Origin of the sequence: Pseudomonas sp. K2I15 (assembly GCF_002204795.1) — a bacterium.
Taxonomy (GTDB): Bacteria; Pseudomonadota; Gammaproteobacteria; order Pseudomonadales; family Pseudomonadaceae; genus Aquipseudomonas.
Window position 1 is genome coordinate 1 of sequence record NZ_NIXO01000016.1, and the last position, 26,447, is coordinate 26,447.

23 protein-coding genes and 1 pseudogene are annotated in these 26,447 nt (G+C 61.2%); 14 read left to right on the plus strand and 10 right to left on the minus strand.

Going from position 1 to position 26,447, the window contains the following annotated elements:
• Positions 1 to 110 precede the first annotated feature (110 nt).
• Positions 111 to 1,037, minus strand: a complete 927-nt coding sequence (epsC, locus tag CEC48_RS12065) for a serine O-acetyltransferase EpsC (RefSeq protein WP_088423951.1) — start codon at positions 1,035 to 1,037, stop codon at positions 111 to 113.
• 166 nt (positions 1,038 to 1,203) lie between these two features.
• On the opposite strand from epsC, the gene CEC48_RS12070 reads away from it, so the two are divergent.
• The 13 genes and pseudogenes from CEC48_RS12070 (at position 1,204) to CEC48_RS12125 (ending at position 13,121) form a co-directional block, all read left to right on the plus strand.
• A complete protein-coding gene (locus tag CEC48_RS12070) occupies positions 1,204 to 2,196 on the plus strand; it encodes a D-cysteine desulfhydrase (RefSeq protein ID WP_088423952.1) in 993 nt (330 codons plus the stop codon).
• Positions 2,197 to 2,426: 230 nt separating this feature from the next.
• Positions 2,427 to 3,221: a cystine ABC transporter substrate-binding protein gene (gene tcyJ / locus CEC48_RS12075; protein ID WP_088423953.1), complete on the plus strand. Its 795-nt coding sequence runs from the start codon at positions 2,427 to 2,429 to the stop codon at positions 3,219 to 3,221.
• Positions 3,221 to 3,886, plus strand: a complete 666-nt coding sequence (gene tcyL, locus CEC48_RS12080; RefSeq protein WP_088423954.1) for a cystine ABC transporter permease — start codon at positions 3,221 to 3,223, stop codon at positions 3,884 to 3,886. Before tcyJ ends, tcyL begins: the two co-directional genes overlap by 1 nt.
• 3 nt (positions 3,887 to 3,889) lie before the next feature.
• Positions 3,890 to 4,636 carry an L-cystine ABC transporter ATP-binding protein TcyN gene (gene tcyN / locus CEC48_RS12085; RefSeq protein ID WP_088423955.1) on the plus strand — a complete coding sequence of 249 codons (747 nt, stop codon included), beginning with the start codon at positions 3,890 to 3,892 and terminating at the stop codon, positions 4,634 to 4,636.
• A gap of 337 nt (positions 4,637 to 4,973) precedes the next feature.
• Positions 4,974 to 5,759, plus strand: a complete 786-nt coding sequence (locus tag CEC48_RS12090; protein ID WP_088423956.1) for a hypothetical protein — start codon at positions 4,974 to 4,976, stop codon at positions 5,757 to 5,759.
• A gap of 184 nt (positions 5,760 to 5,943) precedes the next feature.
• Positions 5,944 to 7,185: an SfnB family sulfur acquisition oxidoreductase gene (locus tag CEC48_RS12095; protein WP_088423957.1), complete on the plus strand. Its 1,242-nt coding sequence runs from the start codon at positions 5,944 to 5,946 to the stop codon at positions 7,183 to 7,185.
• Between the two features lie 41 nt (positions 7,186 to 7,226).
• Positions 7,227 to 8,420 carry an SfnB family sulfur acquisition oxidoreductase gene (locus CEC48_RS12100; RefSeq protein ID WP_088423958.1) on the plus strand — a complete coding sequence of 398 codons (1,194 nt, stop codon included), beginning with the start codon at positions 7,227 to 7,229 and terminating at the stop codon, positions 8,418 to 8,420.
• Complete coding sequence (locus tag CEC48_RS12105; RefSeq protein ID WP_088423959.1) at positions 8,420 to 9,772, plus strand: LLM class flavin-dependent oxidoreductase; 1,353 nt, start codon at positions 8,420 to 8,422, stop codon at positions 9,770 to 9,772. The genes CEC48_RS12100 and CEC48_RS12105 overlap by 1 nt, the downstream gene beginning before the upstream one ends.
• 17 nt (positions 9,773 to 9,789) lie before the next feature.
• Positions 9,790 to 9,879: pseudogene (locus tag CEC48_RS31835) on the plus strand (outer membrane lipoprotein carrier protein LolA); the annotation flags it as partial.
• Positions 9,880 to 9,890: 11 nt separating this feature from the next.
• Positions 9,891 to 10,700, plus strand: coding sequence for a MetQ/NlpA family ABC transporter substrate-binding protein (locus CEC48_RS12110; RefSeq protein WP_088423960.1), 810 nt, complete (start codon positions 9,891 to 9,893; stop codon positions 10,698 to 10,700).
• Positions 10,701 to 10,702: 2 nt separating this feature from the next.
• Entirely contained in the window at positions 10,703 to 11,821 is a 1,119-nt protein-coding gene (locus CEC48_RS12115) for a methionine ABC transporter ATP-binding protein (protein ID WP_088423961.1), read from the plus strand.
• Positions 11,811 to 12,455 (plus strand): methionine ABC transporter permease, encoded by a 645-nt coding sequence (locus tag CEC48_RS12120; RefSeq protein ID WP_088423962.1) that lies wholly within the window; start codon positions 11,811 to 11,813, stop codon positions 12,453 to 12,455. The genes CEC48_RS12115 and CEC48_RS12120 overlap by 11 nt, the downstream gene beginning before the upstream one ends.
• 39 nt (positions 12,456 to 12,494) lie before the next feature.
• On the plus strand, positions 12,495 to 13,121 hold the full coding sequence (locus tag CEC48_RS12125) for a bifunctional 2-polyprenyl-6-hydroxyphenol methylase/3-demethylubiquinol 3-O-methyltransferase UbiG (protein WP_088423963.1): 627 nt from the start codon (positions 12,495 to 12,497) through the stop codon (positions 13,119 to 13,121).
• Positions 13,122 to 13,228: 107 nt separating this feature from the next.
• On the opposite strand, the gene CEC48_RS12130 is transcribed toward CEC48_RS12125, so the two are convergent.
• From CEC48_RS12130 to CEC48_RS12145, 4 genes are all read right to left on the minus strand, one after another.
• Positions 13,229 to 15,400 carry a glycoside hydrolase gene (locus tag CEC48_RS12130; RefSeq protein ID WP_088424037.1) on the minus strand — a complete coding sequence of 724 codons (2,172 nt, stop codon included), beginning with the start codon at positions 15,398 to 15,400 and terminating at the stop codon, positions 13,229 to 13,231.
• Positions 15,401 to 15,522: 122 nt separating this feature from the next.
• Positions 15,523 to 18,576 (minus strand): efflux RND transporter permease subunit, encoded by a 3,054-nt coding sequence (locus CEC48_RS12135; protein ID WP_088423964.1) that lies wholly within the window; start codon positions 18,574 to 18,576, stop codon positions 15,523 to 15,525.
• The gene (locus tag CEC48_RS12140; protein WP_088423965.1) at positions 18,573 to 19,643 is read right to left on the minus strand and encodes an efflux RND transporter periplasmic adaptor subunit; all 1,071 of its coding nucleotides are present in this window, start codon (positions 19,641 to 19,643) and stop codon (positions 18,573 to 18,575) included. Before CEC48_RS12140 ends, CEC48_RS12135 begins: the two co-directional genes overlap by 4 nt.
• Positions 19,640 to 20,743, minus strand: coding sequence for an efflux RND transporter periplasmic adaptor subunit (locus CEC48_RS12145; protein WP_088423966.1), 1,104 nt, complete (start codon positions 20,741 to 20,743; stop codon positions 19,640 to 19,642). Before CEC48_RS12145 ends, CEC48_RS12140 begins: the two co-directional genes overlap by 4 nt.
• 122 nt (positions 20,744 to 20,865) lie before the next feature.
• Between CEC48_RS12145 and CEC48_RS12150 the strand changes: the two genes are divergently transcribed.
• On the plus strand, positions 20,866 to 22,026 hold the full coding sequence (locus tag CEC48_RS12150) for an AAA family ATPase (RefSeq protein WP_088423967.1): 1,161 nt from the start codon (positions 20,866 to 20,868) through the stop codon (positions 22,024 to 22,026).
• Between the two features lie 134 nt (positions 22,027 to 22,160).
• Here CEC48_RS12150 and CEC48_RS12155 read toward each other — a convergent pair whose 3' ends face one another.
• The 5 genes from CEC48_RS12155 to CEC48_RS12175 all read right to left on the minus strand — a co-directional run bounded on the left by CEC48_RS12155 (position 22,161) and on the right by CEC48_RS12175 (position 26,364).
• Positions 22,161 to 23,036 (minus strand): transporter substrate-binding domain-containing protein, encoded by an 876-nt coding sequence (locus tag CEC48_RS12155; protein ID WP_088423968.1) that lies wholly within the window; start codon positions 23,034 to 23,036, stop codon positions 22,161 to 22,163.
• Complete coding sequence (locus tag CEC48_RS12160; protein ID WP_088423969.1) at positions 23,033 to 23,809, minus strand: amino acid ABC transporter ATP-binding protein; 777 nt, start codon at positions 23,807 to 23,809, stop codon at positions 23,033 to 23,035. The genes CEC48_RS12155 and CEC48_RS12160 overlap by 4 nt, the downstream gene beginning before the upstream one ends.
• Positions 23,806 to 24,465: an amino acid ABC transporter permease gene (locus tag CEC48_RS12165; RefSeq protein WP_063033610.1), complete on the minus strand. Its 660-nt coding sequence runs from the start codon at positions 24,463 to 24,465 to the stop codon at positions 23,806 to 23,808. Before CEC48_RS12165 ends, CEC48_RS12160 begins: the two co-directional genes overlap by 4 nt.
• The gene (locus CEC48_RS12170) at positions 24,446 to 25,111 is read right to left on the minus strand and encodes an amino acid ABC transporter permease (RefSeq protein ID WP_088423970.1); all 666 of its coding nucleotides are present in this window, start codon (positions 25,109 to 25,111) and stop codon (positions 24,446 to 24,448) included. The genes CEC48_RS12165 and CEC48_RS12170 overlap by 20 nt, the downstream gene beginning before the upstream one ends.
• 470 nt (positions 25,112 to 25,581) lie before the next feature.
• Positions 25,582 to 26,364 carry a MetQ/NlpA family ABC transporter substrate-binding protein gene (locus tag CEC48_RS12175; RefSeq protein ID WP_088423971.1) on the minus strand — a complete coding sequence of 261 codons (783 nt, stop codon included), beginning with the start codon at positions 26,362 to 26,364 and terminating at the stop codon, positions 25,582 to 25,584.
• Between the last annotated feature and the right edge of the window lie 83 nt (positions 26,365 to 26,447).

Sequence of the window (26,447 nt, forward strand, 5' to 3'; positions counted from 1 at the left end):
GGCTTGCTCGCGAATGCGGTGTGTCAGTCGCCAGAAATATTGACTGATCTACCGCATTCGCGAGCAAGCCCGCTCCCACTTTTGATCGGAGTGATCTTAAGGGAGATGTTCTACTTTTGCGTCCCGTCATCATGCTGCAGATTCGCCTGGGTCAGGTTCGCCCCCGCCGGCACACTGCGCGTCAGCCACACGTTGCCGCCAATGGTCGAACCCTTGCCGATCGTAATCCTCCCCAGAATCGTCGCCCCGGCGTAGATCACCACATCATCCTCGACAATCGGGTGCCGTGGATGGCCCTTCTGCAACTGCCCATCCTCATCCGCCGGGAAGCGCTTGGCGCCAAGCGTCACGGCCTGATAGATACGCACCCGCTCGCCGATGATCGCCGTCTCGCCAATCACCACACCCGTCCCGTGGTCGATAAAGAAGCTCGGCCCGATCTGCGCACCCGGGTGAATATCGATCCCGGTCGCCGAATGAGCGATTTCCGCGCTGATGCGCGCCAGCAACGGCAGGCCCGCACGATACAAGTGGTGAGCCAGGCGATGGTGAATCACCGCCAGAATCCCCGGGTAGCACAACAGCACTTCATCCACACTGCGCGCCGCCGGGTCGCCGTGGTAGGCGGCGAGCACGTCGGTGTCCAGCAGGCCGCGCAACGTTGGCAACGCCAGGGCGAAATCCTGGATCAGGTGGATGGCATGGGCGTCCACCTCACTGTCATCCTGGCCGCCTTGCCGCGCGGCATACCGCAGCTCCAGCCGCGCCTGGGCGAGCAACGCATTCAGCGCCACATCCAGGGTGTGGCCGACGTAAAAATCTTCACTTTCTTCACGCAGGTCCACCGGGCCCAAACGCATGGGGAACAGCGCACCGCACAACGCCTCAAGAATCTGCGCCACGGCTTCCCGTGAAGGCAGCTCACGGCCGCCCTGCTCGCCGCTGACCCGACCGTTGCGGGTGCGCCACTGGTCCCGGGCGCTGCGCAGCTGGCTGACGATGGTCTGTAATTGCCAATGACTGGAACGCTCACTCACGGTCTTCACTCCTGACGAAATGCCCATCACTTTACGGCAAGGCACGTGAGCGGCCTTAAGAACCAATAGTGCAATGCTAATAACCCACCGACATAAGCGATTGCCGGTTGCCCACGCAAAAGTGCCTGCCTATAGTCCCTGCATCTCTGACCACCCGTGCGTAGCCATGATCAAACAACAGCTCGACCGCTTTAACCGTCTGGAACTGCTGGGCGGCGCCACCGCCCTGGAAAAACTCGAGCGGCTGTCGGCCTGGCTGGGCCGTGACATCTACGTCAAACGCGACGACACCACACCGCTGGCCATGGGTGGCAACAAGCTGCGCAAACTCGAATACCTCGCCGCCGATGCCCTCGCCCAAGGCGCCGACACCCTGGTGACCGCCGGCGCGATCCAGTCCAACCACGTGCGCCAAACCGCAGCCCTGGCCGCCAAGCTGGGCCTGGGCTGCGTCGCCCTGCTGGAAAACCCGACCGGCACCGAAGACCCCAACTACCTGGCCAACGGCAACCGCCTGTTGCTGGAACTGTTCGACGCCAAGGTTGAGCTGGTAGAGAACCTGGACAACGTCGACGCCCAACTCGACGCCCTCGCCGACCGCCTGCGCAGCAACGGCAAGAAGCCCTACCTGGTGCCCATCGGCGGCTCCAACGCGCTGGGCGCCCTGGGCTATGTGCGCGCCGGGCTGGAGCTGGCCGGGCAGATTGAAGACAGCGGTATCAAGTTCTCCACCGTGGTGCTGGCCTCCGGCAGCGCCGGTACCCACAGCGGCCTGGCATTGGCGTTGAGCGAAGTGCTGCCCGACCTGCAGGTGATTGGCGTCACGGTGTCACGTACCGACGAAGCCCAGCGACCCAAGGTGCAAGGCCTGGCCGAACGCACCGCCGAATTGCTCGGCGTGCCGGTGCCGGACGCGTTCAAGGTGATCCTGTGGGATGAATACTTCGCCCCCCGTTATGGCGAGCCGAGTGCCGGCACGCTGGCGGCGATCAAGCTGGTGGCCAGCCAGGAAGGCCTGCTGCTGGACCCGGTCTACACGGGCAAGGCCATGGCCGGCTTGCTGGATGGCATTGGTCGCCAGCGCTTTGAAGACGGGCCGATCATCTTCCTGCATACCGGTGGCGCACCGGCGTTGTTTGCTTATGATTCGAGCTTTTGATATTCATAAAGGAAATATCAATCAGATTTTATATTATTTTCAAGTCTTAAAACCCGGCTTTATAGTCGCGCCGTAGGCGAATTTGCTGGCGATGCCCACAACTCGGTAAAACTTCACCACCGAGTTGATGCATTCGCGAGCAAGCCCGCTCCCACATACCGCGCTTTTAAGGCAGGATACGACTACCGCGTCACCTGCATCGCTCAACATAAAAAACACAGGGGCTCTTCATGACTATTTCCGTATTGCGTCGCACGTTACTGGTTGGCACGTTGGGGCTGGCGCTTGGCGCCGGGTGGCTCGGTCAGGCAGTTGCCGGCGAGCAGTTGGCTAACATCAAGAAAGCCGGCGAAATCAAGATTGGCCTGGAAGGCACCTACCCGCCGTTCAGCTTCGTCGACGAAAGCGGCAAGCTCAGCGGTTTCGAGGTCGAGTTGTCTGAGGCGCTGGCCAAGAAGCTGGGCGTCAAGGTCAAGCTGCAAGCCACTCCGTGGGATGGCATCCTCGCCGCCCTGGAATCCAAGCGCCTGGACGCGGTCGTCAACCAGGTGACCATCTCCGACGCGCGCAAGGAAAAGTACGACTTCTCCAAGCCTTACACCGTTTCCGGGATCCAGGCGCTGACCCTGGCGAAAAACGTCGACACCATCAAGACCGCCGACGACCTGGCCGGCAAGAAAATCGGTGTGGGCCTGGGCACCAACTACGAACAATGGCTTAAGGAAAACCAACCGAAGGCCATCGTCAAAACCTACAACGATGACCCTACCAAGTTCCAGGACCTGCGCATCGGCCGTGTCGACGCCATCCTGATCGACCGCCTGGCAGCGCTGGAATACGCCAAGAAAGCCAAGGACACCGCCGCCGCAGGTGCTGCTTTCTCCCGTCAGGAAGCCGGTATTGCCCTGCGCAAAGGCGAGCCTGAACTGCTGGCCGCGGTGAACAAGGCTCTCGACGAACTGCGCGCCGACGGTACCTTGAAGAAGCTGTCCGAGAAGTACTTCAACGCTGACGTTACTCAATAATGGAAGCAGGTTTCCAACTCGCGCTGGACTCCGCGCCCTTTCTGCTCAAGGGCGCGTACTTCACAGTAATTCTTAGCCTTGGCGGGATGTTTTTCGGCTTGCTGCTGGGCTTCGGCCTGGCCTTGATGCGCCTGTCGCGCTTCAAGTTGTTGAGCTGGACCGCCCGAGTCTACGTGTCGTTCTTTCGCGGCACGCCCTTGCTGGTACAGCTGTTCCTGATCTACTACGGCTTGCCGCAAGTGGGCATCGAGCTGGATCCGATCCCGGCGGCCATGATCGGCTTCTCGCTGAACATGGCCGCTTACGCCTGTGAAATCCTGCGTGCCGCCATCGGTTCCATCGAGCGCGGCCAGTGGGAAGCTGCAGCCAGTATCGGCATGACCCGTGCGCAAACCCTGCGCCGGGCCATCCTGCCGCAGGCCATGCGCACGGCCTTGCCGCCGTTGGGCAACAGCTTTATTTCCCTGGTCAAGGACACCGCGCTGGCAGCCACCATCCAGGTGCCGGAGCTGTTCCGCCAGGCGCAATTGGTCTCGGCCCGTACCTTCGAAATTTTCACCATGTACCTGTCCGCCGCCTTGATCTACTGGGTTCTTGCCAGCGTTCTGGCGCACGTGCAAAACCGCCTGGAAGCACGAGTCAACCGGCATGACCTGGAGTCTTGAAGCATGATCGTGGTTGAAAAACTGACCAAACAATTCAAGGGCCAGGTGGTGCTTAACGGGATCGACCTTGAGGTCAAGGCAGGCGAAGTCGTCGCCATCATCGGCCCCAGCGGTTCCGGCAAGACCACCTTCCTGCGCTGCCTGAATTTCCTCGAAGAACCCACCAGTGGCCGGATCAAGGTCGGTGACATCGAGATCGACAGCAGCCGCCCGCTCAACCAGCAGCAAAGCCTGGTGCGGCGCCTGCGCCAGCACGTGGGTTTTGTGTTCCAGAACTTCAACCTGTTCCCGCACCGCACCGCCCTGGAGAACGTCATCGAAGGCCCGATCGTGGTCAAGAAGATGCCCCGGGCCGCCGCAGATGCTCTCGGTCGCAAGCTATTGGCCAGGGTTGGCCTGGCGGGCAAGGAAGACGCCTACCCACGGCGCCTGTCCGGTGGCCAGCAGCAACGGGTCGCGATTGCCCGGGCACTGGCGATGGAGCCGGAGGTGATCCTGTTCGATGAACCCACCTCGGCCCTGGACCCGGAGCTGGTAGGCGAAGTGCTGGCGACTATCCGCAGCCTGGCGGAAGAAAACCGCACCATGGTCATCGTGACCCACGAGATGAGTTTTGCGCGGGATGTGGCTAACCGGGTGATCTTCTTCGACAAGGGCGTAATCGTTGAACAAGGCGAAGCGAAGGCGCTGTTTGCCAATCCTCGGGAAGAACGTACCCGGCAGTTTCTCAGCAAGTTCATCAACAACTAACTTGCCCCCATCGTTTGTAAGAAACTTCGCCTTATAGAGTTGCCGAAAGGCAACTCACCTCTTCAGTGTTTTTTGGGAAAAGCCCTTTATTCATTGAGTAAAATTCACCTTGAAACTCGCACTTTCAGCGCCCCTCCAGTAAGACCCTTCTGAATAATCCATAACGCCCCGTTTGCCCCGCCCAGCCTCTTGACGCCAACTAACCAAGCCTCTTATCTAACGCCCAGAGGATTGGATCCATTCTGGTTTTTCATTACATCGTTCCTTTCGGACTACGCCGCCTGCCCGCGACTAATGCCCGGAACGATTGCTGCTGGCTGCATCAAGGAGATTATTTATGAAGCGTATTTCCATCCAGGCGCTGCTCACTGCCCCGACGTTGCCCCAGGCTCATCGAGAAGGCGTCAATGCCCTCGCCGCAACAAACTTGCAAGTCGATATCGCGCCCTACTGCGGCATGGACGAGGGCGACCTGATCGAGTTGTTCTGGAACAACTGCTTTGCCGCCTCCCGGCGCGTCACCGCCGGCAAAATCGGCCTGTACACCCGCCTGCGGGTGCCGGAAAGCTTTGTGCAAAACGGCCCGGCGCGGGTTCATTACCGGGTCATGCAGGTCGGCCACGGCCCGGCGCGTTCGGCCATCACCCGGGTGCAGGTCAAGACCGAGTACCCCGGCGGCATGCCCTCGCCACTGAGCGTTGATGAAAACCAGAACCTGGCCACCGTCGGCCTGCCCGAGACCATTCGCCGCCACGGCGTCAACAGCAGCCAGATCCGTCGCGGCGTGCCGCTGACCATCGAGCCGTACCTGAACATGGAGACCGATGACGAGATCACCCTGCGCTGGGGTGACGTGCGCCTGGACCTGCCAAGAATCCAGGCCTGCGATGTCGGCAAGGCAGTGCAGGTGTGGGTGCCGTCGGCGATCATCGTCGAGGCCGGGGACGACCATCGCCTCGAAGTGACCTACTGCATTCTCGACCGGGTCGGCAACAATTCACGCTGGGCGCCAGCCCGCACCCTACGCATCGCCGCGCTCGTTCCTCAGGAACCGACCAGCCCCGACAAGGCCCCGCCGGTCTACCAACCCCGCCGCCCCGGTTCACCGTGTGAACCCGGGTGACAGACCTTCTATGCATATTCCTAAAAGTTAGTTTATTAAAAAATTTAACACGCTTAGGGTATATGCACCGGACCACCGGACATTCCTGATTTTTTTATCTTTTCAACGGATGTGAGGTAGGTATGGTCAAAATTACCCCGGTGCGTAACGCCAGGGCATTGCGTGCAGCCAAGGAGCGGCGCTGATGTCTAACTTGGCACAAACACCCCCCCAGAGTGATCTGGACGTCGCCCCGCTGTTGTTGCCCGCCAAAGTGCTGCGCAATGACGCCGAGGCCCTGAGCGCAGCTCATGAGTTGGCACAGGTCGCGCGCCTGCAAGCGGCCAAGCGTGATCAACAACGCAAACTGCCTTGGGCTGAAATCGAACACTTCACCCGCAGCGGCCTGGGCAGTATTTCCATTCCCCGTGTGTACGGCGGCCCGCAAGTGTCCTTCGTGACCCTGGCCGAAGTGTTCGCGATCATCAGCGCGGCCGACCCGGCGCTGGGGCAAATCCCGCAGAACCATTTCGGCATCCTGCACGTGCTGCAAGGTGCGGCCAGCGAGCGCCAGAAAAAACAGCTGTTCCAGAGTGTGCTGGACGGTTGGCGCATCGGTAACGGCGGCCCGGAACGCGGCACCAAGAACACCCTGGACCTCAAGGCACGCATCACCGCCAAGGACGACGGCTACGTCATCAGCGGCCAGAAGTTCTACTCCACCGGCGCGCTGTTCGCCCACTGGGTGGCGGTCAAGGCGCTGAACGATGACGGCAAAGTCGTCATGGCGTTCGTGCGGCGTGGCACCGAAGGGCTGCGTATCGTCGATGACTGGTCCGGCTTTGGCCAACGCACCACGGCCAGTGGCACGGTACTGCTCGATCAGGTGGCGGTAGACGCCGAACTGGTGGTGGAGACCTGGCGCCTCGGCGAATCGCCGGGTATCCAGGGTGCGGTTTCGCAATTGATCCAGGCGGCCATCGACGCCGGCATCGCCCGTGGCGCAATCGACGACACCATCAGCTTTGTACGCGAACGCTCACGGCCATGGATCGACGCCAAGGTCGAACGGGCCAGCGATGACCTGTATGTGATCGCCGACATCGGCAAGCTGAAAATCGAACTGCACGCTGCCGAAGCGCTGTTGCGCAAGGCTGGCCAGGTGCTGGATCAAGTCAGTGCCGCGCCGATCACCGCGCAGTCCGCCGCACGTGCCTCGATTGCCGTGGCCGAAGCCAAAGTGCTGACCACCGAAATTTCATTGCTCGCCAGCGAAAAGCTGTTCGAACTGGCCGGCAGCCGCGCGACCCTCGCCGAATTCAACCTCGACCGTCACTGGCGCAACGCCCGGGTGCACACCCTGCACGACCCGGTGCGCTGGAAGTATCACGCGGTGGGCGCCTATCACCTGAACGGCACTTTGCCTTCTCGTCACTCCTGGATTTAACCGACCAGAACACTTTTTCTACAAGCTTCTGGAGAATACGCATGACCCTTTCTCACCACGTCGCGGTTATCACCAGCGATGAACAAGCCCTCATTGTCGCCAGTGACCTGGCCGAAGACTTGCGCCGCGACAGCGCCCTGCGCGACCGCGAACGCCGCCTGCCCCTGCCTGAACTGGACGTGTTTTCGCGCTCCGGCCTGTGGGGCATCAGCGTACCCAAGGAGTTCGGCGGCGCCGGCGTTTCCAACGTCACCCTGGCCAAGGTCACGGCACTGATTGCCCAGGCGGATGCATCCCTGGGCCAGATCCCGCAAAACCATTTTTATGCCCTCGAAGTACTGCGCGTGAACGGCAGCCCGGCGCAGCAAAAGCGCCTGTACGCCGAAGTGCTCGCCGGCCAGCGCTTCGGCAATGCCCTGGCAGAACTGGGCACCAAGACTGCCCACGACCGCATCACCAAGATCACTCGCGACGGTGACGGCTTCCGTATCACCGGCCGCAAGTTCTATTCGACCGGTGCGATCTACGCCCAACGCATCCCTACTTCTGTGGTGGATGAAAACGGCGTCCAGCAACTGGCCTTTGTCACGCGTGACAGCCAGGGCCTGACCGTGATCGACGACTGGAGCGGCTTCGGCCAGCGCACCACCGGCAGCGGTTCGGTGGTGTTCGATAACGTGTGGGTCGCGGCCCAGGACGTGATCCCGTTCCAGAGCGCCTTCGAACGCCCGACCACCGTCGGCCCTCTGGCGCAGATTCTTCACGCCGCCATCGACACCGGCATCGCCCGCGCCGCCTATGAAGATGCGCTGCATTTTGTGCGCACCAAGACCCGGCCATGGATCGACGCCACCAGCGATAAGGCCACCGAAGATCCGCTGACCCTGAAAAGCTTCGGCCACTTGAGCATCCGCCTGCACGCCACCGAGGCATTGCTGGAACGCTCCGGTGAGTTCCTCGACCGCGCCCAGGCCGACAGCAATGCCGACACCGTGGCGGCCGCGTCCATCGCGGTCGCAGAAGTACGCGCCCTGAGCACCGAGATTTCCCTGGCTGCCGGCAGCACCTTGTTCGAACTCGCCGGCAGCCAGGCGAGCCTCGCCGAACACGGCCTGGACCGCCACTGGCGCAACGCCCGCGTGCACACCCTGCACGACCCGGTGCGCTGGAAGTACCACGCGGTCGGCAATTACTACCTCAACGATGAAAACCCGCCACTGCGGGGGACTATTTGATGGCGAAGAAAAAAATCCTGCTCAATGCCTTCAACATGAACTGCATTGGGCACATCAACCATGGCCTGTGGACCCATCCACGGGACAACTCGACCCAATACAAGACCATCGAATACTGGACCGACCTGGCGCAGTTGCTGGAGCGCGGGCTGTTCGACGGGCTGTTCATCGCCGACATAGTCGGCGTGTATGACGTCTACCAGAACTCGGTGGACGTGCCGCTCAAAGAGGCGATCCAACTGCCAGTCAACGACCCGTTGCTGCTGGTCTCGGCCATGGCTGCGGTCACCAAGAACCTCGGCTTCGGCCTCACCGCCAACCTCACCTACGAGCCGCCGTATCTGTTCGCCCGGCGCATGTCCACACTGGATCACCTGAGCCGCGGCCGGGTGGGCTGGAACATCGTCACCGGCTACCTCGACAGCGCCGCCAAGGCCATGGGCCTGACCGAGCAAGTCGAGCATGACCGGCGCTACGACCAGGCCGACGAATACCTGCAAGTGCTCTACAAGCTCTGGGAAGGCAGCTGGGAAAACGACGCGGTGATCAACGATCCGCAAGCGCGGGTGTATGCCCAGCCGGAGAAGGTGCACAAGGTCGAGCACAAGGGCGAGTTCTATCAGGTGGAGGGTTATCACCTGTGTGAGCCGTCTCCACAACGCACGCCGGTGCTGTTCCAGGCGGGCAGCTCGGACCGTGGCTTGCTGTTTGCCGGGCGCCACGCCGAGTGCGTGTTCATCAGCGGGCAGAACAAGGCGTCGACCAAAATCCAGGTGGACAAGGTACGCGCCAGCGCCGTGGAAGCCGGGCGCAACCCGGATGACATCAAGGTGTTCATGGGGCTGAACGTGATCGTCGGCGCCACCGAAGACGCCGCGTGGGCCAAGCACGCCGAGTACCTGAGCTACGCCAGTGCGGAAGCCGGCGTGGCGCATTTCTCGGCCTCCACGGCGATTGATTTTTCCCAATACGAACTGGATGAACCGATCCAGTACGTGAAGAGCAACGCCATCCAGTCTGCGACCAAAAACCTGCAAAACAACGACTGGACCCGGCGCAAATTGCTTGAGCAACACGCCCTCGGCGGCCGCTATATCACCCTGGTGGGTTCGCCTGCACAGGTGGCTGACGAGCTGGAGTCATGGATCAGCGAAACCGGCCTGGATGGCTTCAACCTGACGCGCATCGTCACCCCGGAAAGCTACGTCGACTTTATCGAACTGGTGGTGCCGGAGCTGCAGCGCCGGGGCTCGTACAAGACCGCGTATGAGACCGGAACGCTGCGGGAAAAAGTGTTCCACCGCTCAGCGCACTTACCTGAACAACACACCGGTTCCACCTACCGCCACTGACCCCTGTAGGAGCGAGCTTGCTCGCGAAAATCGTTAACGATAACGCGGGGCCCCTGACACCCCGTGGCGCCCTCAAGTTTTTCGCGAGCAAGCTCGCTCCTACAATTGGAAACCCATTATGAAAAAAACATTGCTCAGCCACCCAGTCAAAGCATTGGCCCTCGCCCTCGGGCTGTTCAGCTCGGCCGTATTCGCCGCTGACGCGCCGTTGAAAGTCGGCACCACCGCCGCCTTCGCGATTCCCCTGGAAGCCGCCGTCGAAGAGGCCAGCAAGCAGGGTTTGAAAGTTGAACTGATAGAGTTCACCGACTGGATCGCGCCCAACGTCAGCCTGGCCGCCGGCGATATCGACGTGAACTACTTCCAGCACATCCCGTTCCTGGAAAACGCCAAGGCCGCCGCAGGCTTTGACCTGGTGCCATTCGCCCCAGGGATCATCAATAACGTCGGCCTCTACTCGAAGAAGTACAAAAACTTCAACGACCTGCCCCAAGGCGCCACGGTCGCCATTGCCAACGACCCGATCAACAGCGGTCGCGGCCTGCAGTTGCTGGCCAAGGCGGGCTTGATCACCCTCAAGCCGGGCGTGGGCTACAAGGCCACCGAAGAAGACATCGTCGCCAACCCGAAAAAGATCAAGATCCTGCAAGTGGAAGCCGTGCAACTGGTACGCGCCTATGACGACGCCGATCTGGTGCAGGGCTACCCAGCCTATATTCGCCTGTCCAAGACCTTCGATCCTGAGTCTGCATTGCTGTTCGACGGCATCGACCACAAGGAATACGTAATTCAGTTCGTGATCCAGCCGAAAAGCAAAACCGACCCGCGCCTGATCAAGTTCATCGACATCTACCAGCACTCGCCGGTAGTACGCGCCGCCCTGGATAAATCCCTCGGCAAGCTCTACCAAGTCGGCTGGGAAGGCTGATCATGAGCGCCGCCACAGCACAACGACGCGAGTCGCAACCACCGCAGCTGGACGCGCAGCAGACCGAGCTGCATCCGGCGCTGAACCATGCCCATGTGCGTTTTATCAACCTGGGCAAGACCTATGACGGGCAACCAGTGCCTGCGCTGCAAGGTATCGACCTGGCGATCCAGCGCGGCGAGGTGTTCGGCATCATCGGCCGTAGCGGCGCCGGCAAGTCGTCGCTGATCCGTACCATCAACCGCCTGGAACAACCGAGCAGCGGCCGGGTGTTGATTGACCAGGTGGACATCGGCGACTTCGACGAAGACCGCCTGGTCGCGCTGCGTCGGCGCATCGGCATGATCTTCCAGCACTTCAACCTGCTGTCGGCCAAGACTGTGTGGCAGAACGTCGAACTGCCGCTGAGAGTCGCGGGCGTGCCCAAGGAGCAGCGCGAGAAAAAGGTTCGCGAGCTGCTGGAATTGGTCGGCTTGCAGGATAAGCACAAGGCCTACCCGGCGCAGCTGTCCGGCGGGCAGAAACAGCGGGTGGGCATTGCCCGTTCGCTGGTGCATGACCCACAAATTCTGTTGTGCGACGAGGCCACTTCGGCGCTCGACCCGGAGACCACCCAATCGATCCTCGGCCTGCTGCGCGAGATCAACAAGCGCCTGGGCCTGACCATCGTTTTGATCACCCACGAAATGGCCGTGATTCGCGAGATTTGCGACCGCGTGGTGGTGCTGGAGCACGGCCATGTGGTCGAGCAAGGCCCGGTATGGGAAGTGTTCGGCAACCCGCAGCATGAGGTCAGCAAAACCCTGCTGGCACCGCTGCAACATGGCCTGCCCGAAGAGCTGCAAAGCCGTTTGCACGCCACTCCTACATCAAAGGACGACGCAGTGGTGCTGCGTTTGCAATTGACCGGCAGTGCCGAAGACGAACCGGATTTGGCCGCGCTGTTCAGCGCCCTCGGTGGCCGCGTGCGCTTGCTGCAAGGCGGCGTGGAACGCATCCAGGGCCATGCCTTGGGGCAATTGCTGCTGGCGGTAAGTGGCTCGTCCCTGACCGCCGAAGAACTGCGTACCCGCGCCGGGCGCTGGGCACAACAGGTGGAGGTGCTGGGCTATGTGGTTTGATCGTTTATTGCAGGGCGCCATCGACACGCTGTTGATGGTCGGTGTGTCGTCGCTGATCGCGTTGCTGGTGGGGGTCCCGCTGGCGGTGTTCCTGGTGACCAGCGACAAGGGCGGCATCTATCAGGCGCCCGCGTTGAATCGGGCGCTGGGGGCGTTCGTTAACCTGTTTCGTTCGATTCCGTTTTTGATTCTGATGGTGGCGTTGATTCCGTTCACCCGGCTGATCGTCGGCACCACCTATGGCGTGTGGGCGGCAGTGGTGCCGCTCACCATTGCAGCCACGCCGTTTTTTGCGCGGATCGCCGAGGTCAGCTTGCGCGAAGTCGATCACGGCTTGATCGAGGCGGCGCAGGCCATGGGTTGCCGGCGCTGGCATATTATCTGGCATGTGCTGTTGCCGGAGGCGCTGCCGGGGATTGTCGGGGGCTTCACGATTACCATCGTGACCATGATCAACTCCTCGGCCATGGCCGGGGCGATTGGCGCCGGCGGGTTGGGGGACATTGCCTATCGCTATGGCTATCAGCGTTTTGATACGCAGATCATGCTCACGGTGATTGTGCTGCTGGTGATCCTGGTGGCGGTGATTCAGTTGGGCGGCGATCGGTTGGCCAGGGTTCTGAACAAGAGGTGAGGTATAGTCGGGCCCTCTCAGCGCCCGGTATTGCCCGCCATGAAACTCGCCCCCGACGACCTCGACCAAATCACGTCCACCACCCTCGGCCACTACAACAAGGTGGCCGAGGATTTTCGTGAAGGCACCCGTGATCACGATGTAAGCCAGAACATTGATGCGTTGTTGCGGCATATCCAGGGCGACGCGCCGTTTACCGTGCTGGATTTCGGCTGCGGGCCGGGGCGGGATTTGCAGACGTTTACCCGTATGGGCCACATCGCAGTGGGGCTCGACGGCTCTGAACGGTTTGCGCAGATGGCCCGGGAAGACAGCGGCTGTGAAGTGCTGCAGCAGGATTTTCTGAAGCTCGATTTACCCGCCGGACGTTTCGACGGGATCTTCGCCAATGCGGTGCTGTTTCATATTCCCAAGCAGGAGTTGCCGCGCATTCTCGGGCAGTTGCATGGGGCGTTGAAGGTCGGTGGTGTGTTGTTCAGCTCAAACCCTCGGGGTGAAAACCAGGAGGGTTGGAACGGGCCGCGGTACGGCTCGTATCATGACTTGCAGGCTTGGCAAGAGTTGCTGACGGCGGCAGGGTTTGTGGAGTTGGAGCATTACTTCCGGCCAGCCGGGTTGCCTCGGGAACAGCAGCCGTGGCTGGCGAGTGTGTGGCGCAAAAGGTAGGTTTTTGTTGCCTGGGCTGACGCCTTCGCGAGCAAGCCCGCTCCCACAGGGGGAATGCATTCCAAAATGTGGGAGCGGGCTTGCTCGCGAATGTCTCACCGCCGCCACTAATCCACCTGATACACCACAACCTGCGCGCCAGGCACAAAAGCCGTAATACTCCCCTCAGCAAAGTTCGCCACCAGCCGCGTCCCATCGGCAAACGTGGTCTGCTGCACCTGTTTATCTGCCGTCAACCAGCGAAAATCCGTCATCGCCTGAGTCGCCAGCCGCTCATGCAACGGGCGGAAGAACGCGTCCTGGCGTTGAATCAACGGCAAGCGCTGCTTCACCGTCGCAGCGCTCAAGTGATACAGCGGCGGCACGTTGTAGAGCAGCTGCGTCAGCTCGTTCTCAGCCCGCACGTTGCTCAGTTTCAGGCTATCGAACAGCCAGTGGTGCGTGGTGATGACCGAGCCATGGAACACCGCCTGATACAGCGGCAGGCGCATCGCCGGGTCGAAGTAGACCGTGCGAAACGGCTCCTTCAACGGCACCGATTTGAAGAACACCGCCGGCTGTTCCGGCGGGTACCAGGCGCCTACGTAGTAAGGCGACTGCTTGTCCTGGGTCATCTGCCGATCACCCCAGCCCAGCACCGGCGTTTGCATGCCGTGGGCAAACAGAATGCCTTGGGCGGTAATCGCGTTGCCGTCCTCGGAACCTGCCGGCAGCTTGAGCACGCTACTGATCCAGCGGGAGGCGTCGATATTGCCTTCGGCGTTTTGCGCCTGGGTCATGCTGGCCCCCGTGCGATAGCTGTCGAACAGCATGCTGGTGGCATAAGCATCGAGGAACCAGGCGTTGAACCCGGACTTGGCCTGCACCGCCTTCACCCGCGCTTCCAGCAACGGCCGCACGCAGCGTGGGTCGGTGTAATGGCCGGACTGCTGGAAGCCGGTCTTGAGCTGGCCGCCCTTCAACACAATCGCGCACTCGCGGTAGGCCTTGCTGCCCAGGTGCGCGGTGGTCCAGTCGGGGTTTTCGGTGGCAGACAAGGCGGTTTCATAAGAGTCGTAGGGCGCCATCAAGTAGCCGGCATCCACCCCGGCCTTGACTGCTTCAGGATGCCAAAGCCCGCCTTCCCAGCCTTCGCCCTGGGTCACCAGCAGGCGTTTGAGCCCCGTGTCTTTCAACGCGTTGGTGACCGATAAGGTGTTGCCCCAGGTCTCGGGCGTGGCGCTCAAAACACCGGCAAAAACCACGGCCAATTCGCGACGCAATGCGCCGTACCCGTCAGCGAGTTGGGTCATGTCCGGCTCAGTGGAAGGCTGCCAGCTCTGCCGGGCTTTTTTGTTGATTGCAGCGTTCAAGCCGCGCAGGAGCACGGTTTGCTCATACGGTTGCTTGACCTGTCGAACCTGCGCCGCCTCTTTGTCCAACAAGCCATTCAGCTCAGCCGCCAACCCTTTGCCGCTGCGCAGCAGCTTGAGCAGTTGCGGCCAATCGCGCACATCGCCCGGGCCCAGCAGGTCGTTGCCCCACAGGTAGATATGGCTGGCACCCAGCAGCTTTTGCGCTTCCGGGGTTTGCCGCAATTTGTCCGCCAACGGTTCATAACGCCCCTGCTCCACCAGCCACTGGCGATAACGCTTGGCGCCGGCCAGCGGATCACTTTCGCCAAGGTGCAACAGCAGCGTCATCGGTGCAGAAGGGTCCAGCGTGGTGAACTCATGGGACGCGGACAACGCCAATCCTTTACCGTCGGCCTGCCAGTGCAAGCGATTGTTGTAAGGATTGGTCATCAGCCAATTGAGGGTAAACGCGCCATGATCGACACCCCACAGCGGCAGGCTGAGGTCCTGGGTGGTGTTGACGTCGCCCTGCTCCAGCAGGAAGTGTTGCCATACAACATTGCCCGCTGGTACGTAATGCCCTTCGGCAAGGGGCCAGATAAGGCCACTACCCATGGCGCTTGCGGGTTGCTGGAGGATCGCCAGTTCACCCGCCTCACGGGCGGTGATCGTCAGGGCGAGATCCCGTTGATCAAGGGTGGCACTCAGGCGGTAGGCGCCATCGTCCCATTCCCAGCGAGCCTGGCTGGCGCTTTGGGACAGCTGGTTGACCGCGTGCGCAGATACTCCGCTTGAAGCCTGCACGGCGGTCTTGTCGCTGGGGGTGACGTGGATCGCGAGGGTTGCAGGGTCGAGCTCAACCCGCCACAGGGCGTTCTCCAGCACCGTGCCCGCAAGGGCCACAGGTGACAGCAACAACGTACAAACCAGCAGGAAATAACGCATGGCGCAGGCCTTTGCAAACAGGATCAGGCCCGGAGGGTAAAACAATTGATCGGGTGCATGGGGCAAACAAATGTTTCAGAGAACATTCCCACGTCCGTGTAGGAATGTCATCGCGGTGGCTGTCAGGCTTGTTCTTTCTTCGGCTCGCGAATCTTGTACCAGGCCACATAAAGCGCCGGCAGGAACAGCAGCGTCAGCAAGGTAGCGATGATGATCCCGCCAATCATCGCGTAGGCCATCGGCCCCCAGAACACTTCCCGGGCGATGGGGATCATGCCCAGGCTGGCCGCCGCCGCCGTCAGCAGGATTGGCCGGCGCCGGTGCTCGGTGGCTTCCACCACTGCGTCCCACGGCGTGTAGCCGTCGCGTTCGTAGGCGTCGATCTGCGTCACCAGAATCACCGAGTTACGGATGATGATGCCGATCAACGCGAGAATCCCCAGGATCGCCACAAAACCCATGGGCGTGCCCGTGGGAATCAGCGCCAACACCACGCCAATCAACCCTAGCGGCGCGACGCTGGCCACCAGGAACATCTTCTGCACGCTGTGCAACTGAATCATCAGGAAGGTCGCCATCAAAAACAGCATCAGCGGCACCACCTTGGCAATCGGGCCCTGGGCCTTGCCGCTTTCTTCCACGGTACCGCCGGTAGCAACCTTGTAGCCCACCGGCAATGCGGCGCTGAACTTGTCGATCTCCGGCTTGAGCTGTTTCACCAGGTCGGTCGGCTGCATGTCGTCGCGCACCGCCGCCTTGATGGTGATGGTCGGCTTGCGATCGCGACGCCACACCAAAGGCTGTTCAAGCTCATAGCGCACGGTGGCAAATGCCAGCAGCGGAATCGAGGTGCCGTTGGGCGTGACGATCTGCAGGTTCTGCAAGGTCTCCGGCGTACCGCGTTCGGCGTCTTCGGCGCGGCCGACCACGTTGATCAGGTAGATATCGTCATGCACCTGGGTCACCGACGCGCCGCTGACCACGCTGTTCATCAACTGCGCCACGTCTTCCGACGACAGCCCCAGTTGCCGCGCCTTGTCCTGCGCGATGTCCACCCGCAGGACTTTGCCCGGCTCGTTCCAGTCGTAGATGATCTCGCCCATGTGGGTATTTTTATCGAGCATCGTCGCCAGTTCGATCGCATGTTTGCGCACCTGGTCGATGTCCTTGCCAGACACCCGGTACTGGATCGGACGCCCCACCGGCGGCCCCATTTCCAGCGGCTGCACGAAGCTGCCCACGCCGACAAAATCATCTCGCAGGTGTTTTTGCAGGCGGGCAATCAACGCGCCGCGTTCTTCCAGGCCTTTGCTGACAATCACCAACTGCGCGTAGTACGGGTTCTCCAGTTGCTGGTCGAGCGGCAGGTAGAAACGGATCGCACCCTGGCCGATGTAGGTGCTCCAGCGAGCAATGTCCGGGTCGGACTTGATGATCGCCTCAAGGCGGTCGACGGCCTTGCGGGTTTCATTGATCGAGGCGTTTTGCGGCAGGTTGAGGTCGACGAGGATTTCCGGACGGTCCGAAGACGGGAAAAACTGGTTCTGCACGAACTGCATGGAAAACACCGAGGCCACGAACAGCAACACCGTAATGCCGATGGCCCACCAGCGATTGCGCATCGCCCAGAGCATGCCGCCATTGAAGGCCCGGCCTACGCGGCCCGGCTCGGCGCTGTGGGGTTTTACCTTACTGCTGAGGATATGCACACCCAGCACCGGCGCAAACAATACGGCGACCACCCAAGAAACCAGCATCGCCACGGCAATCACCGCGAACAACGTAAAAGTGTACTCACCCGCCGAACTCGCGTTGAGGCCAATCGGCACAAAACCAGCCACCGTCACCAGCGTGCCGGTCAACATCGGGAACGCGGTGGAGGTGTAGGCGAAGGTTGCCGCCTGCTCCTTGGTTTCGCCTTTTTCCAGGCGCGTGATCATCATCTCCACGGTGATCATCGCGTCGTCCACCAACAGGCCGAGGGCGATGATCAAGGCGCCCAGCGACACCCGCTGCATGGTAATGCCGCTGTATTCCATGAACACAAACACCAGCGCCAGCACCAGTGGAATCGAGCACGCCACCACCAACCCGGCGCGCACGCCAAGGCTGATAAAGCTCACCACCAGCACGATGATCACCGCTTCAAACAATGCGCTGGTGAAACCACCCACGGCCTCTTCCACCACTTCGGCCTGATCGGAAACCTTGTGCACGCCCACACCTACCGGCAGGTCGGCGGTCAGCTCGTCCATGCGTTGGTGCAGGGCCTTGCCGAAGTCCTGGATGTTGCCGCCCTTCTGCATGGCGATGGCCAAGCCGATGGCGGGCTTGCCGTTGAAACGGAACATCGGCGTCGACGGGTCGACATAGCCACGGGTGATATCCGCGATATCCGCCAGCCGATAGAAACGGTCATTGAGCCGCAGGTTGACGTTGGCCAGGTCCTTCTCCGAGGCGAACTGCCCGGAGGTGCGCACCGAAATCCGCTCTGGCCCCGCCTCGATCACCCCGGCCGGGGTCACGGCGTTCTGCGATTGCAGGCTCTGCACCACTTGGCGCTGATCAATCCCCAAGGCCGCTAACTTGCGGGTGGAGAAATTCAGGTAAATCACTTCGTCCTGCTGGCCGATCATCTCGACCTTGCCCAGCCCCGGCACCGAACGAATCTCGGCGCGCGCTTGCTCAACGTAATCGCGCAACTGGCGCATCGACAGGCCATCGGCGGTAAAGGCGTAGATAGAACCGAATACATCACCGAACTCGTCGTTGAACGCCGGCCCCTGCAAGCCTTGGGGGAAGCTGCCGCGGATGTCGTCGATCTTCTTGCGTACCTGGTACCAGATCTCCGGGATAGCCTTGGCGCTGGTGGTGTCCTTGAGGAACACAAACACCGTCGACTCACCGGGCCGGGTGTAACTTTTCACGTAGTCGAGGGAGTCGAGCTCTTCGAGCTTTTTCTCGATGCGGTCAGTGACCTGCCTCAGGGTTTCTTCCTGGGTCGCACCGGGCCAGCGGGTCTGGATGATCATGGTCTTGATGGTGAACGAGGGGTCTTCCTCGCGGCCGAGGTTCATGTACGAGAACACGCCCATCAGCAGCGCGACGAACATCAGGTACCAGACGAAGGACTGATGCTTGAGGGCCCAGTCGGATAAGTTGAAGCTCCCTTTCATCGCGGGCTGTCCTCGTCGATTTTGACTTTTTGCCCGGGCTTCAGGCTGTTCACGCCGGCACTGACCACGCGCTCGCCGGGTTTGACGCCGGCGTTGAGCAAGGCGCTGTCGGCGTCACGGCTGACGATGCTGACGTCACGCGGTTGCACGGTCTGGCTTTGGGTGTCGATGACCCAGATGCGCGTTTTACCGTCCGCTTCCTGCAAGGCAGTGAGGGGCAGCTCGATACGCGGGGCAATGGCTGAACTCAGGGTCACGCTGATGGCCGTGCCGAGGCGAAACGCGGGCGGCGTGTCGGCCAGGGTCAGGCGCGCGCGACGGGTACGGGTGGCGCTTTGGGCCTGGGGTTCGATCTCACGCACGGTGGCGGTGGTGCTGACATTCGGGTCCATCTGCCCGGCGACCAGGAACACCACATCCGGCGGCAGGCGCTCGGCGAGGCCGGCGGGCAAATCAATCACCGCTTCCTTGATATCGGGCCGCGCCAGCGTCACCACTTGCTGCCCGGCGGCAACCACTTGGCCGGCCTCGGCATTCCAGGCGGTGACGATGCCCGCGTGGTCGGTGCGCAGCTCGCTGTAGTTGAGCTGGTCCTTGGCCTGGTTGACCGAGGCCTTGGCTTGATCAAGGGAGGCCTGGGTGGTTTTCAGGTCGGTCTGGGCGATGTCCAATTGGGCCTGGGCGCCGACGCCACGGTTGAACAATTCCTGCTGACGGCGCGCATTGGCCTGAGCGTTGATCCACTGCGCCTGGACGCGAGCCAGGTCGCCCTGGGCGGCGCGTAACTGGTTCTGTTGATCGGTGGGGTCGAGCACGGCCAGCAACGCGCCCTGCTCCACTTCAGCGCCCACGTCGACCGCGCGCCGGGCGATGCGGCCGGGCACACGGAAACCCAGGTTGCTTTCATAGCGGGCCTGGATGGTACCGGCGAAGCGGCCGAGGTTTTCCTGGTCTTCGGATTTCACCTCAATCGACAGCACCGGGCGCACAGGTTCCGGCGCCGGTTCTTCCTTGGAGCACGCCATCAACAACAGGCTGGCGGCGAGCACAAACGTCAGCCGCTTCATGGCTGCACTCCTTGGGCCTGGGCCTGATCCGGCGGCTGGGCGATTTCCACGATCATGCCGGGGTGCAGCAATTGCCCGCCGGCCACCACGACTTTTTCGCCACCCTTGAGGCCGTCGCTGATGATCACCTGGCCGGTGAGGTAGCGAGCCACCGTGACCTTGTGCAACTGCGCCTTGCCGTCGTCGTCAATCAACCAAACCGCTGGCGCGCTGATGTCTTTGGTCAAGGCGGCCCACGGCAATTCGATGCTGGCCTTGGCCGGCCCATTGGCGGTGGCGCTGACCACCGAACCCAATTGCATGCCCTTGGGCAGCGCGTCGAGGGCGATTTTGACTTGCACCGTGCCGGTATTCGCGGCCACAGCCGGAGTGACTTCGCGCACCTTGCCCACGGCGGTAATCTGCGGGTTTTCCAGCAGGCTGACGGTGATCGGTTTGTCCGGTGGCGGCTCCACCAGCAACGATTCATAGACGTTGAACACCGCGTCGCGCTCGCCATCCCGGGCCAGGCTGAAGATCGGCATGGTGGCCTGCACCACCTGGCCCACCTCGGCCTGGCGGGCGGTGATGACGCCCGGCGCGTCAGCGATCAACGAGGTGTAACCCAACTGCTCACGGGCATTGGCCAACTGCGCCTGGGCGGCGGTCAGCGCGCTTTGGCTGCTGCGCAACGCGGCTTGGGCAGAGTCGTATTCGCTGCGGCTGGTGTAGCCCTTGGGCAGGAGTTTTTCCTGGCGCACAAACGCGGCGGCAGTCTGTTTGACCCGCGCCTGTTCGGCGACCACCTGGGCCTGGGCGGAATCGACATTGGTCTGCAAATCTTTCGGATCGAGCTTGGCCAGTACCTGCTTGGCGCTGACGCGGTCACCGACATCCACCATGCGCTGAATGATCTTGCCGCCAACGCGGAATGACAGGTCAGTCTGCACCCGCGCCTGGATATCGCCGGTCAAGGTCACGGCAGCGGCAAAGTCGGTGGACTTCACCGTCTGCACAAACACCCGGGAATGTTCCTTGGGTTCGCCTTTTTCCTGGCCGCAACCGCTCAGCAGCGCCAGCAGGCCAAGGCCGATGATAAATGTCGAGGTGGGACCGCCCATGCAGGCTCCTTTTGCGTGATGCCGCCGTGCCAGTGTCTATGCGACTGTGAGCTTAGAACAGGGTTCCTTATCTGCATGGAGAATCCCATACTCCAAGGGTTCCCAAACCGATAATTTTTCTCATGCTCAAGACCCTCGCGGTGGCCAATTACCGCTCGATCAACAAATTGGTGGTGCCGCTGGATCGGTTGAACCTGATCACCGGCCCCAATGGCAGCGGCAAGTCCAACCTGTACCGCGCCCTGCGGCTGTTGGCGGAGACGGCCCAAGGCGGCGTGATCAACGCACTGGCCCGTGAGGGCGGACTGGATTCGACCTTCTGGGCCGGGCCGGAAAACATCAGCCGGCGCATGCTCAGCGGTGAAGTCGCAGTGGAGCCTACCGTGAGGCAAGGCGCCAAGCGTTTGCGCCTGGGGTTTGCCGGGGAAGATTTCAGCTATGCGATTTCCCTTGGGCTGCCCGAGAAGACCTTATCGTTTTTCAGCCTGGACCCGCAGATCAAGAAGGAATGCATCTGGGCCGGCCATGTGTACCGTCCGGCGAGCCTGTTGGTGCAGCGTTCCGGCCCGATGGTGCGCGCCCGCGATGGCCGCGCCTGGGATGTACTGGCCCAGCACACGCCGAACTACCACAGCCTGTTCGATCAGGTCGGCAGCCTGCGGGGTTCGCCGGAAGTGCTGCTGCTGCGCGAGAGCATTCGCGGCTGGCGCTTTTATGATCACTTTCGCAGCGACGTCGACGCCCCGGTGCGCCAGCCGCAACTGGGCACGCGTACGCCGGTGTTGCATCACGACGGGCGGGATCTGGCGGCGGCGTTGCAGACCATCCGCGAGATCGGCGACCCCGAGGCACTGCAACGGGCGATCAGCGATGCGTTTCCCGGCGCGCGGTTGAATATCGAGCCGTTGCAGGGCGGACGCTTTGCCATCGAGTTTTATCAGGAAGGGTTGTTGCGGCCATTGTCGGCGGCGGAGTTGTCGGATGGGACCCTGCGCTATTTGCTGCTGGTGGCGGCGCTGCTGACGCCGAGGCCACCGACGATGATGGTGCTGAACGAGCCGGAAACCAGCTTGCACCCGGACCTGTTGCCGGCATTGGCGCGGTTGATCATTCAGGTGTCGCAGCAGTGTCAGGTGTGGGTGGTGTCCCATGCCAGCCGCTTGATTGCGGCGTTGCAGCAAGATGAAGGGTGTAATTCGATTGTGCTGGAGAAGGTGATGGGGCAGACCCAGGTGGTGGGGCAGCGGGTGCTGGATGAGCCGGCGTGGCATTGGCCTAGTTAGGCGGCGCCTGTGAGGGCCTCTTCGCGAGCAAGCCCGCTCCCACATTCGACCGAGTTCCACCTTTGGAATGCGGGAAAATGTGGGAGCGGGCTTGCTCGCGAAGACGGTCGATCAGCCACCCAATAGCTAACTGATCAACCCTGCCACTTCCCGCCCTCAACAATCACACTTTCAGGCTTGGTGTCATCGCTCAGTTCCTTACGCACATACTGGTCATACAGCTTGAGCAAATACTTCTCCTCGCCCAGCTTGGCCAACTCGGCATTCACCCAGTCACGCAGTTCGATGTTGCCCTTCTTCACCGCCGGCGCAATCGGCGCTTCATCGCCCAGTTTCTGCTCCAGCACACGGTAGCCCGGGTTCTGCTTGGCCCAGCTGAACAGCACCAGATTGTCCTGCGCATACGCATCACCACGGCCAGCCGACAGCGCTTGCAGCGACTCGGAGTTTTTCTCGAACTTCAGCAGTTTCCAGTCCGGGTGGTTCTTGGTCAGCCAGATATCAGCCGTGGTTCCGGTGGTGACGATGGTGGTGCGGGTCGCCAGGTCGTCCAGGTTTTTCACCGGGCTGCCGTTCGCCACCAGTGCCTGCACCGCCACTTTCAGGTTTGGGTTGGTGAAGTCCACCGCTTCCTTACGCTCAGGCGTCACGGTCATGTTGGCGAGGATCAGGTCGACCTTGTCGCTTTGCAGGAACGGAATGCGGCTCGCCGGCTCTACGGCGACGAATTCAACCTTGTTCTCGTCGCCCAACAGGTCCTTGGCAAAACGACGGCCAATGTCGGTATCGAAGCCAACGTAGCGACCCGACTCATCCACAAAACCAAACGGTGGCTTGTCGGTAAATACGCCGACGATCAGCTTGTCCCGCGCCTTGATCTTGTCGATGTAGCTCACCGCAGCCGGTGCCGGGGTAGCAGCGGCAGCCGTCTTGGCGGGCTCTTCGGATTTATTGCAGCCGGCCAGCAACGCGAGGCCGAACAGGGGGAATAACAACTTGGCAGTTTTCATGACAGCTCCAGTTCCTTGGTCTTTTTGGGCAGTGTTGAAACGAAGGAGAACTTCTCCAGGAACTGCTGCGCGCGTGCGGTTTGCGGGTTCGTAAAGAATGCCTCGGGGGTGTTTTGTTCGAGGATGCGGCCGGCCTCCATGAACACCACGCGGTCGGCGACGGCGCGGGCGAAGGCCATTTCATGGGTGACGATCAGCAAGGTCATGCCGTCCCGGGCCAGGCCCTGGATCACCTCCAGCACTTCCTTGACCATTTCCGGGTCGAGGGCGGCGGTGACTTCGTCAAACAGCATGACCTGCGGGTTCATGCACAACGAACGGACGATGGCGATGCGTTGCTGCTGGCCGCCCGAGAGTTGGCGCGGGTAGGCGTCGCGTTTGTCCGACAAGCCCACCCGCTCCAGCAGTTTTTCAGCCTGGGCACGGGCTTCGCGGGGGTCGCGTTTTTGCACTTTCAGCGGGCCCAGCAAGATGTTGTCGAGCACGCTCATGTGCGGGAAAAGGTGGTAACTCTGGAACACCATGCCCACGTCCTGACGCACCTGGCGCCAGTCGGTGGCCTTGCCCAGCAGCTCCTTGCCCGCAAAGCGCAGGCTACCGCTGTGGGCCACTTCCAGGCCATTGAGGCAGCGCAGCAAGGTGCTTTTACCGCAACCGCTGGGGCCGAGGATCACCACCACCTCGCCGCTTTGCACGCTCAAGTCGATGCCCTTGAGCACCTGCTGGTCGCCGAAAAACTTGTTGAAACCCTGAAACTCGATCAATGCGCTCATGCTTGGGCCCAGCGCCGTTCCAGCACCTTGGAGGCGGCCGACAACGGGTAGCAGATAAAGAAGAAAAACAGGAACAGCGCGCCGTAGATCAACACTGACTCATAGGTGCGCTCGATGATTTGCTGGCCGACCTTGATCACGTCCACCACGCCGATCAGCACCGCCAGCGAACTGGTCTTGATGATGCGCGTGTAGACGTTGATGGTCGGCGGGGTCATGCGTTTCAGGGCTTGGGGCAGCAGCACGTAGCCGTACAGTTGCGGGTCTGACAGGCCAATCGACAGGCCGGCTTCGCGCTGGCCGCGCGGCAACGAGTGCAAGGCGCCGCGCACCACTTCGCCGACTTCACTGGCGCCCCACAACGACAACACCAACACCGCGCACCAGAAGCTTGGGATGCTCAGGCCAAAGAAAATCGGCAGGCCGAAGAACAGCAGGTACAGCCACACCAGCACCGGGATCGCGCGGAACAGCTCCAGGTAAATCCGCAGCACCAGGTTGATCGCTTTTGAATTCAGCGTGCGCAACACGCCGTACAACACGCCACCGACGGTGCTGAAGGCGATGCTCAAAAATGAGATCGACAGGGTTTGCGCAGCGCCCTTGCCCAATTGCGGCAACGACACCCAGAGTAATTCAAGACCCGAACTGGCCATGCTGGAGCCTCCTTTCAAGGCGGCTGAGCAGCAGCGACAGCGGCAGGAATAACAGCACGCAGATCAGCGTCAGCACCGCGAGCATTTCGTAGGTTTTGTAGTAGAGGGCGATGTAGCTTTTGGTGGTGTAGAGAATCTCTGGCACCGCCACCGCCGACACGATCGTGGTTTCCTTGAGCAGGAAAATAAAGTTCGCAAACAGCGCCGGCAGGCTGAGGATCCCGGCCTGGGGCAGGATCACGTAACGCAGCAGCTGCCAGTGGGACAGGCCGATGGACTTGCCCGACTCGATTTGTGCGAGCGGTACCGCCTCGACGCCGGCGCGCAGCACTTCAGTCAGATACGCGCCGCCGAGAAAGGTCATGGTGATGATCGCCGCCCAGAACCCGGAGATATTCAGCCCCAGGGCCGGCAACGCGAAGTAGACGAAAAACAGTTGGATCAGCAGCGGCGTGTTGCGCGCCAACTCGACGTACAGCGCCACCAGGCGACAGACGTAAGGCGTGCGAAACACCAGCAGCGCGGCATTGATCAAGGCCACCAGCATTGAGGTGCCTATGGCGATCAGGCCGACTTGCAAGGTCACGCCCACGGCCTTGAGAAACGCCGGCAGCGTGCTGAGGATAAATGCGTAATCGAAGGTCATCTGAAATCCCTGACGCCACAGGGGTAATGCGGCGTTGGTGCGGTACGGTTCAGCGCGGGTAACGCTGAGTAGCGCCGACTTTAAAGGTATAAAAAGTAAAATTTAAATACCGAAATAGCATATTGATATCACCCAAATAGATAACTTGAGGATTCGCGGTGCCGGCGGATGACAGCTACTGTTCTGCGGCAAGTAGGAACATTCTGTTTATCGGTGCTGCACTACAGGGATGGGCGGCGCAAGGTCAGACTGAAGGCCAATCACAAGCGAGGGAATGACAGATGGCAGAGGCAAAACCGATCGATCCGCAGGAATTGGTGAAGTGGCTGGTGGCACTGCGCAGGGCCATAAATAGCCGAAATATCTGACCTGACACAGTCCCACAGTTTTGACCGCACTCCGGCAATAAAAAACGCCGACGCTGTGTAAGCCGTCGGCGTTTAAACCTTGAAGGAGGTTTTGGGGCTCGATCAGAACGCCGGCACGACGGCGCCGTTGTATTTCTTCTCGATGAAGGCTTTCACTTCAGGGCTGGTCAGGGCTTTGGCCAGCTTCTGGATCGCGTCGCTGTTCTTGTTGTCCGGGCGGGCAACCAGGAAGTTCACGTACGGCGACTTGGCGTCTTCGATGATCAGCGCGTCCTTGGCTGGGTTCAAGCCAGCTTCCAGGGCGTAGTTGGTGTTGATCAGGTCCAGGTCAACCTGGTCCAGTACGCGTGGCAGCAGAGCCGATTCCAGCTCTTTGAATTTCAGGTTTTTCGGGTTGCTGGCGATGTCTTTCGGCGTGGCCAGGGCGTTGGTTGGATCTTTCAGGGTGATCACGCCAGCCTTTTGCAGCAGCAGCAGGGCACGGCCGGAGTTGCTGCCTTCGTTCGGGATGGCCACGGTGGCGCCATCTTTGAGCTCAGAGATATTTTTGATCTTCTTCGAGTAGCCACCGAAGGGTTCAACGTGCACACCGACCACGGTGACCAGGTTGGTGCCTTTCCCCTTGTTGAAGTTTTCCAGGTACGGCAGGGTCTGGAAGTAGTTGGCGTCCAGACGCTTCTCGGCCACCTGTACGTTCGGCTGTACGTAGTCGGTGAAGACTTTGATTTCCAGGTCCACGCCTTCTTTGGCCAGGGTCGGCTTGACCAGCTCAAGGATCTCGGCGTGCGGGATCGGGGTAGCGGCTACCACCAGTTTCTCGTTGGCCTGGGCGAAGCTTGCAGTCAGGGCAGCCGCCAGTGCGGTAAACAACAGAACCTTTTTCATGCAGTGTCCTTATCGAAAATCCGGGTCGTCTGTGACGGCCGCTTTTTAGTGGATGCCAGCGAAGTGCTATCGCGGCGTGGAGC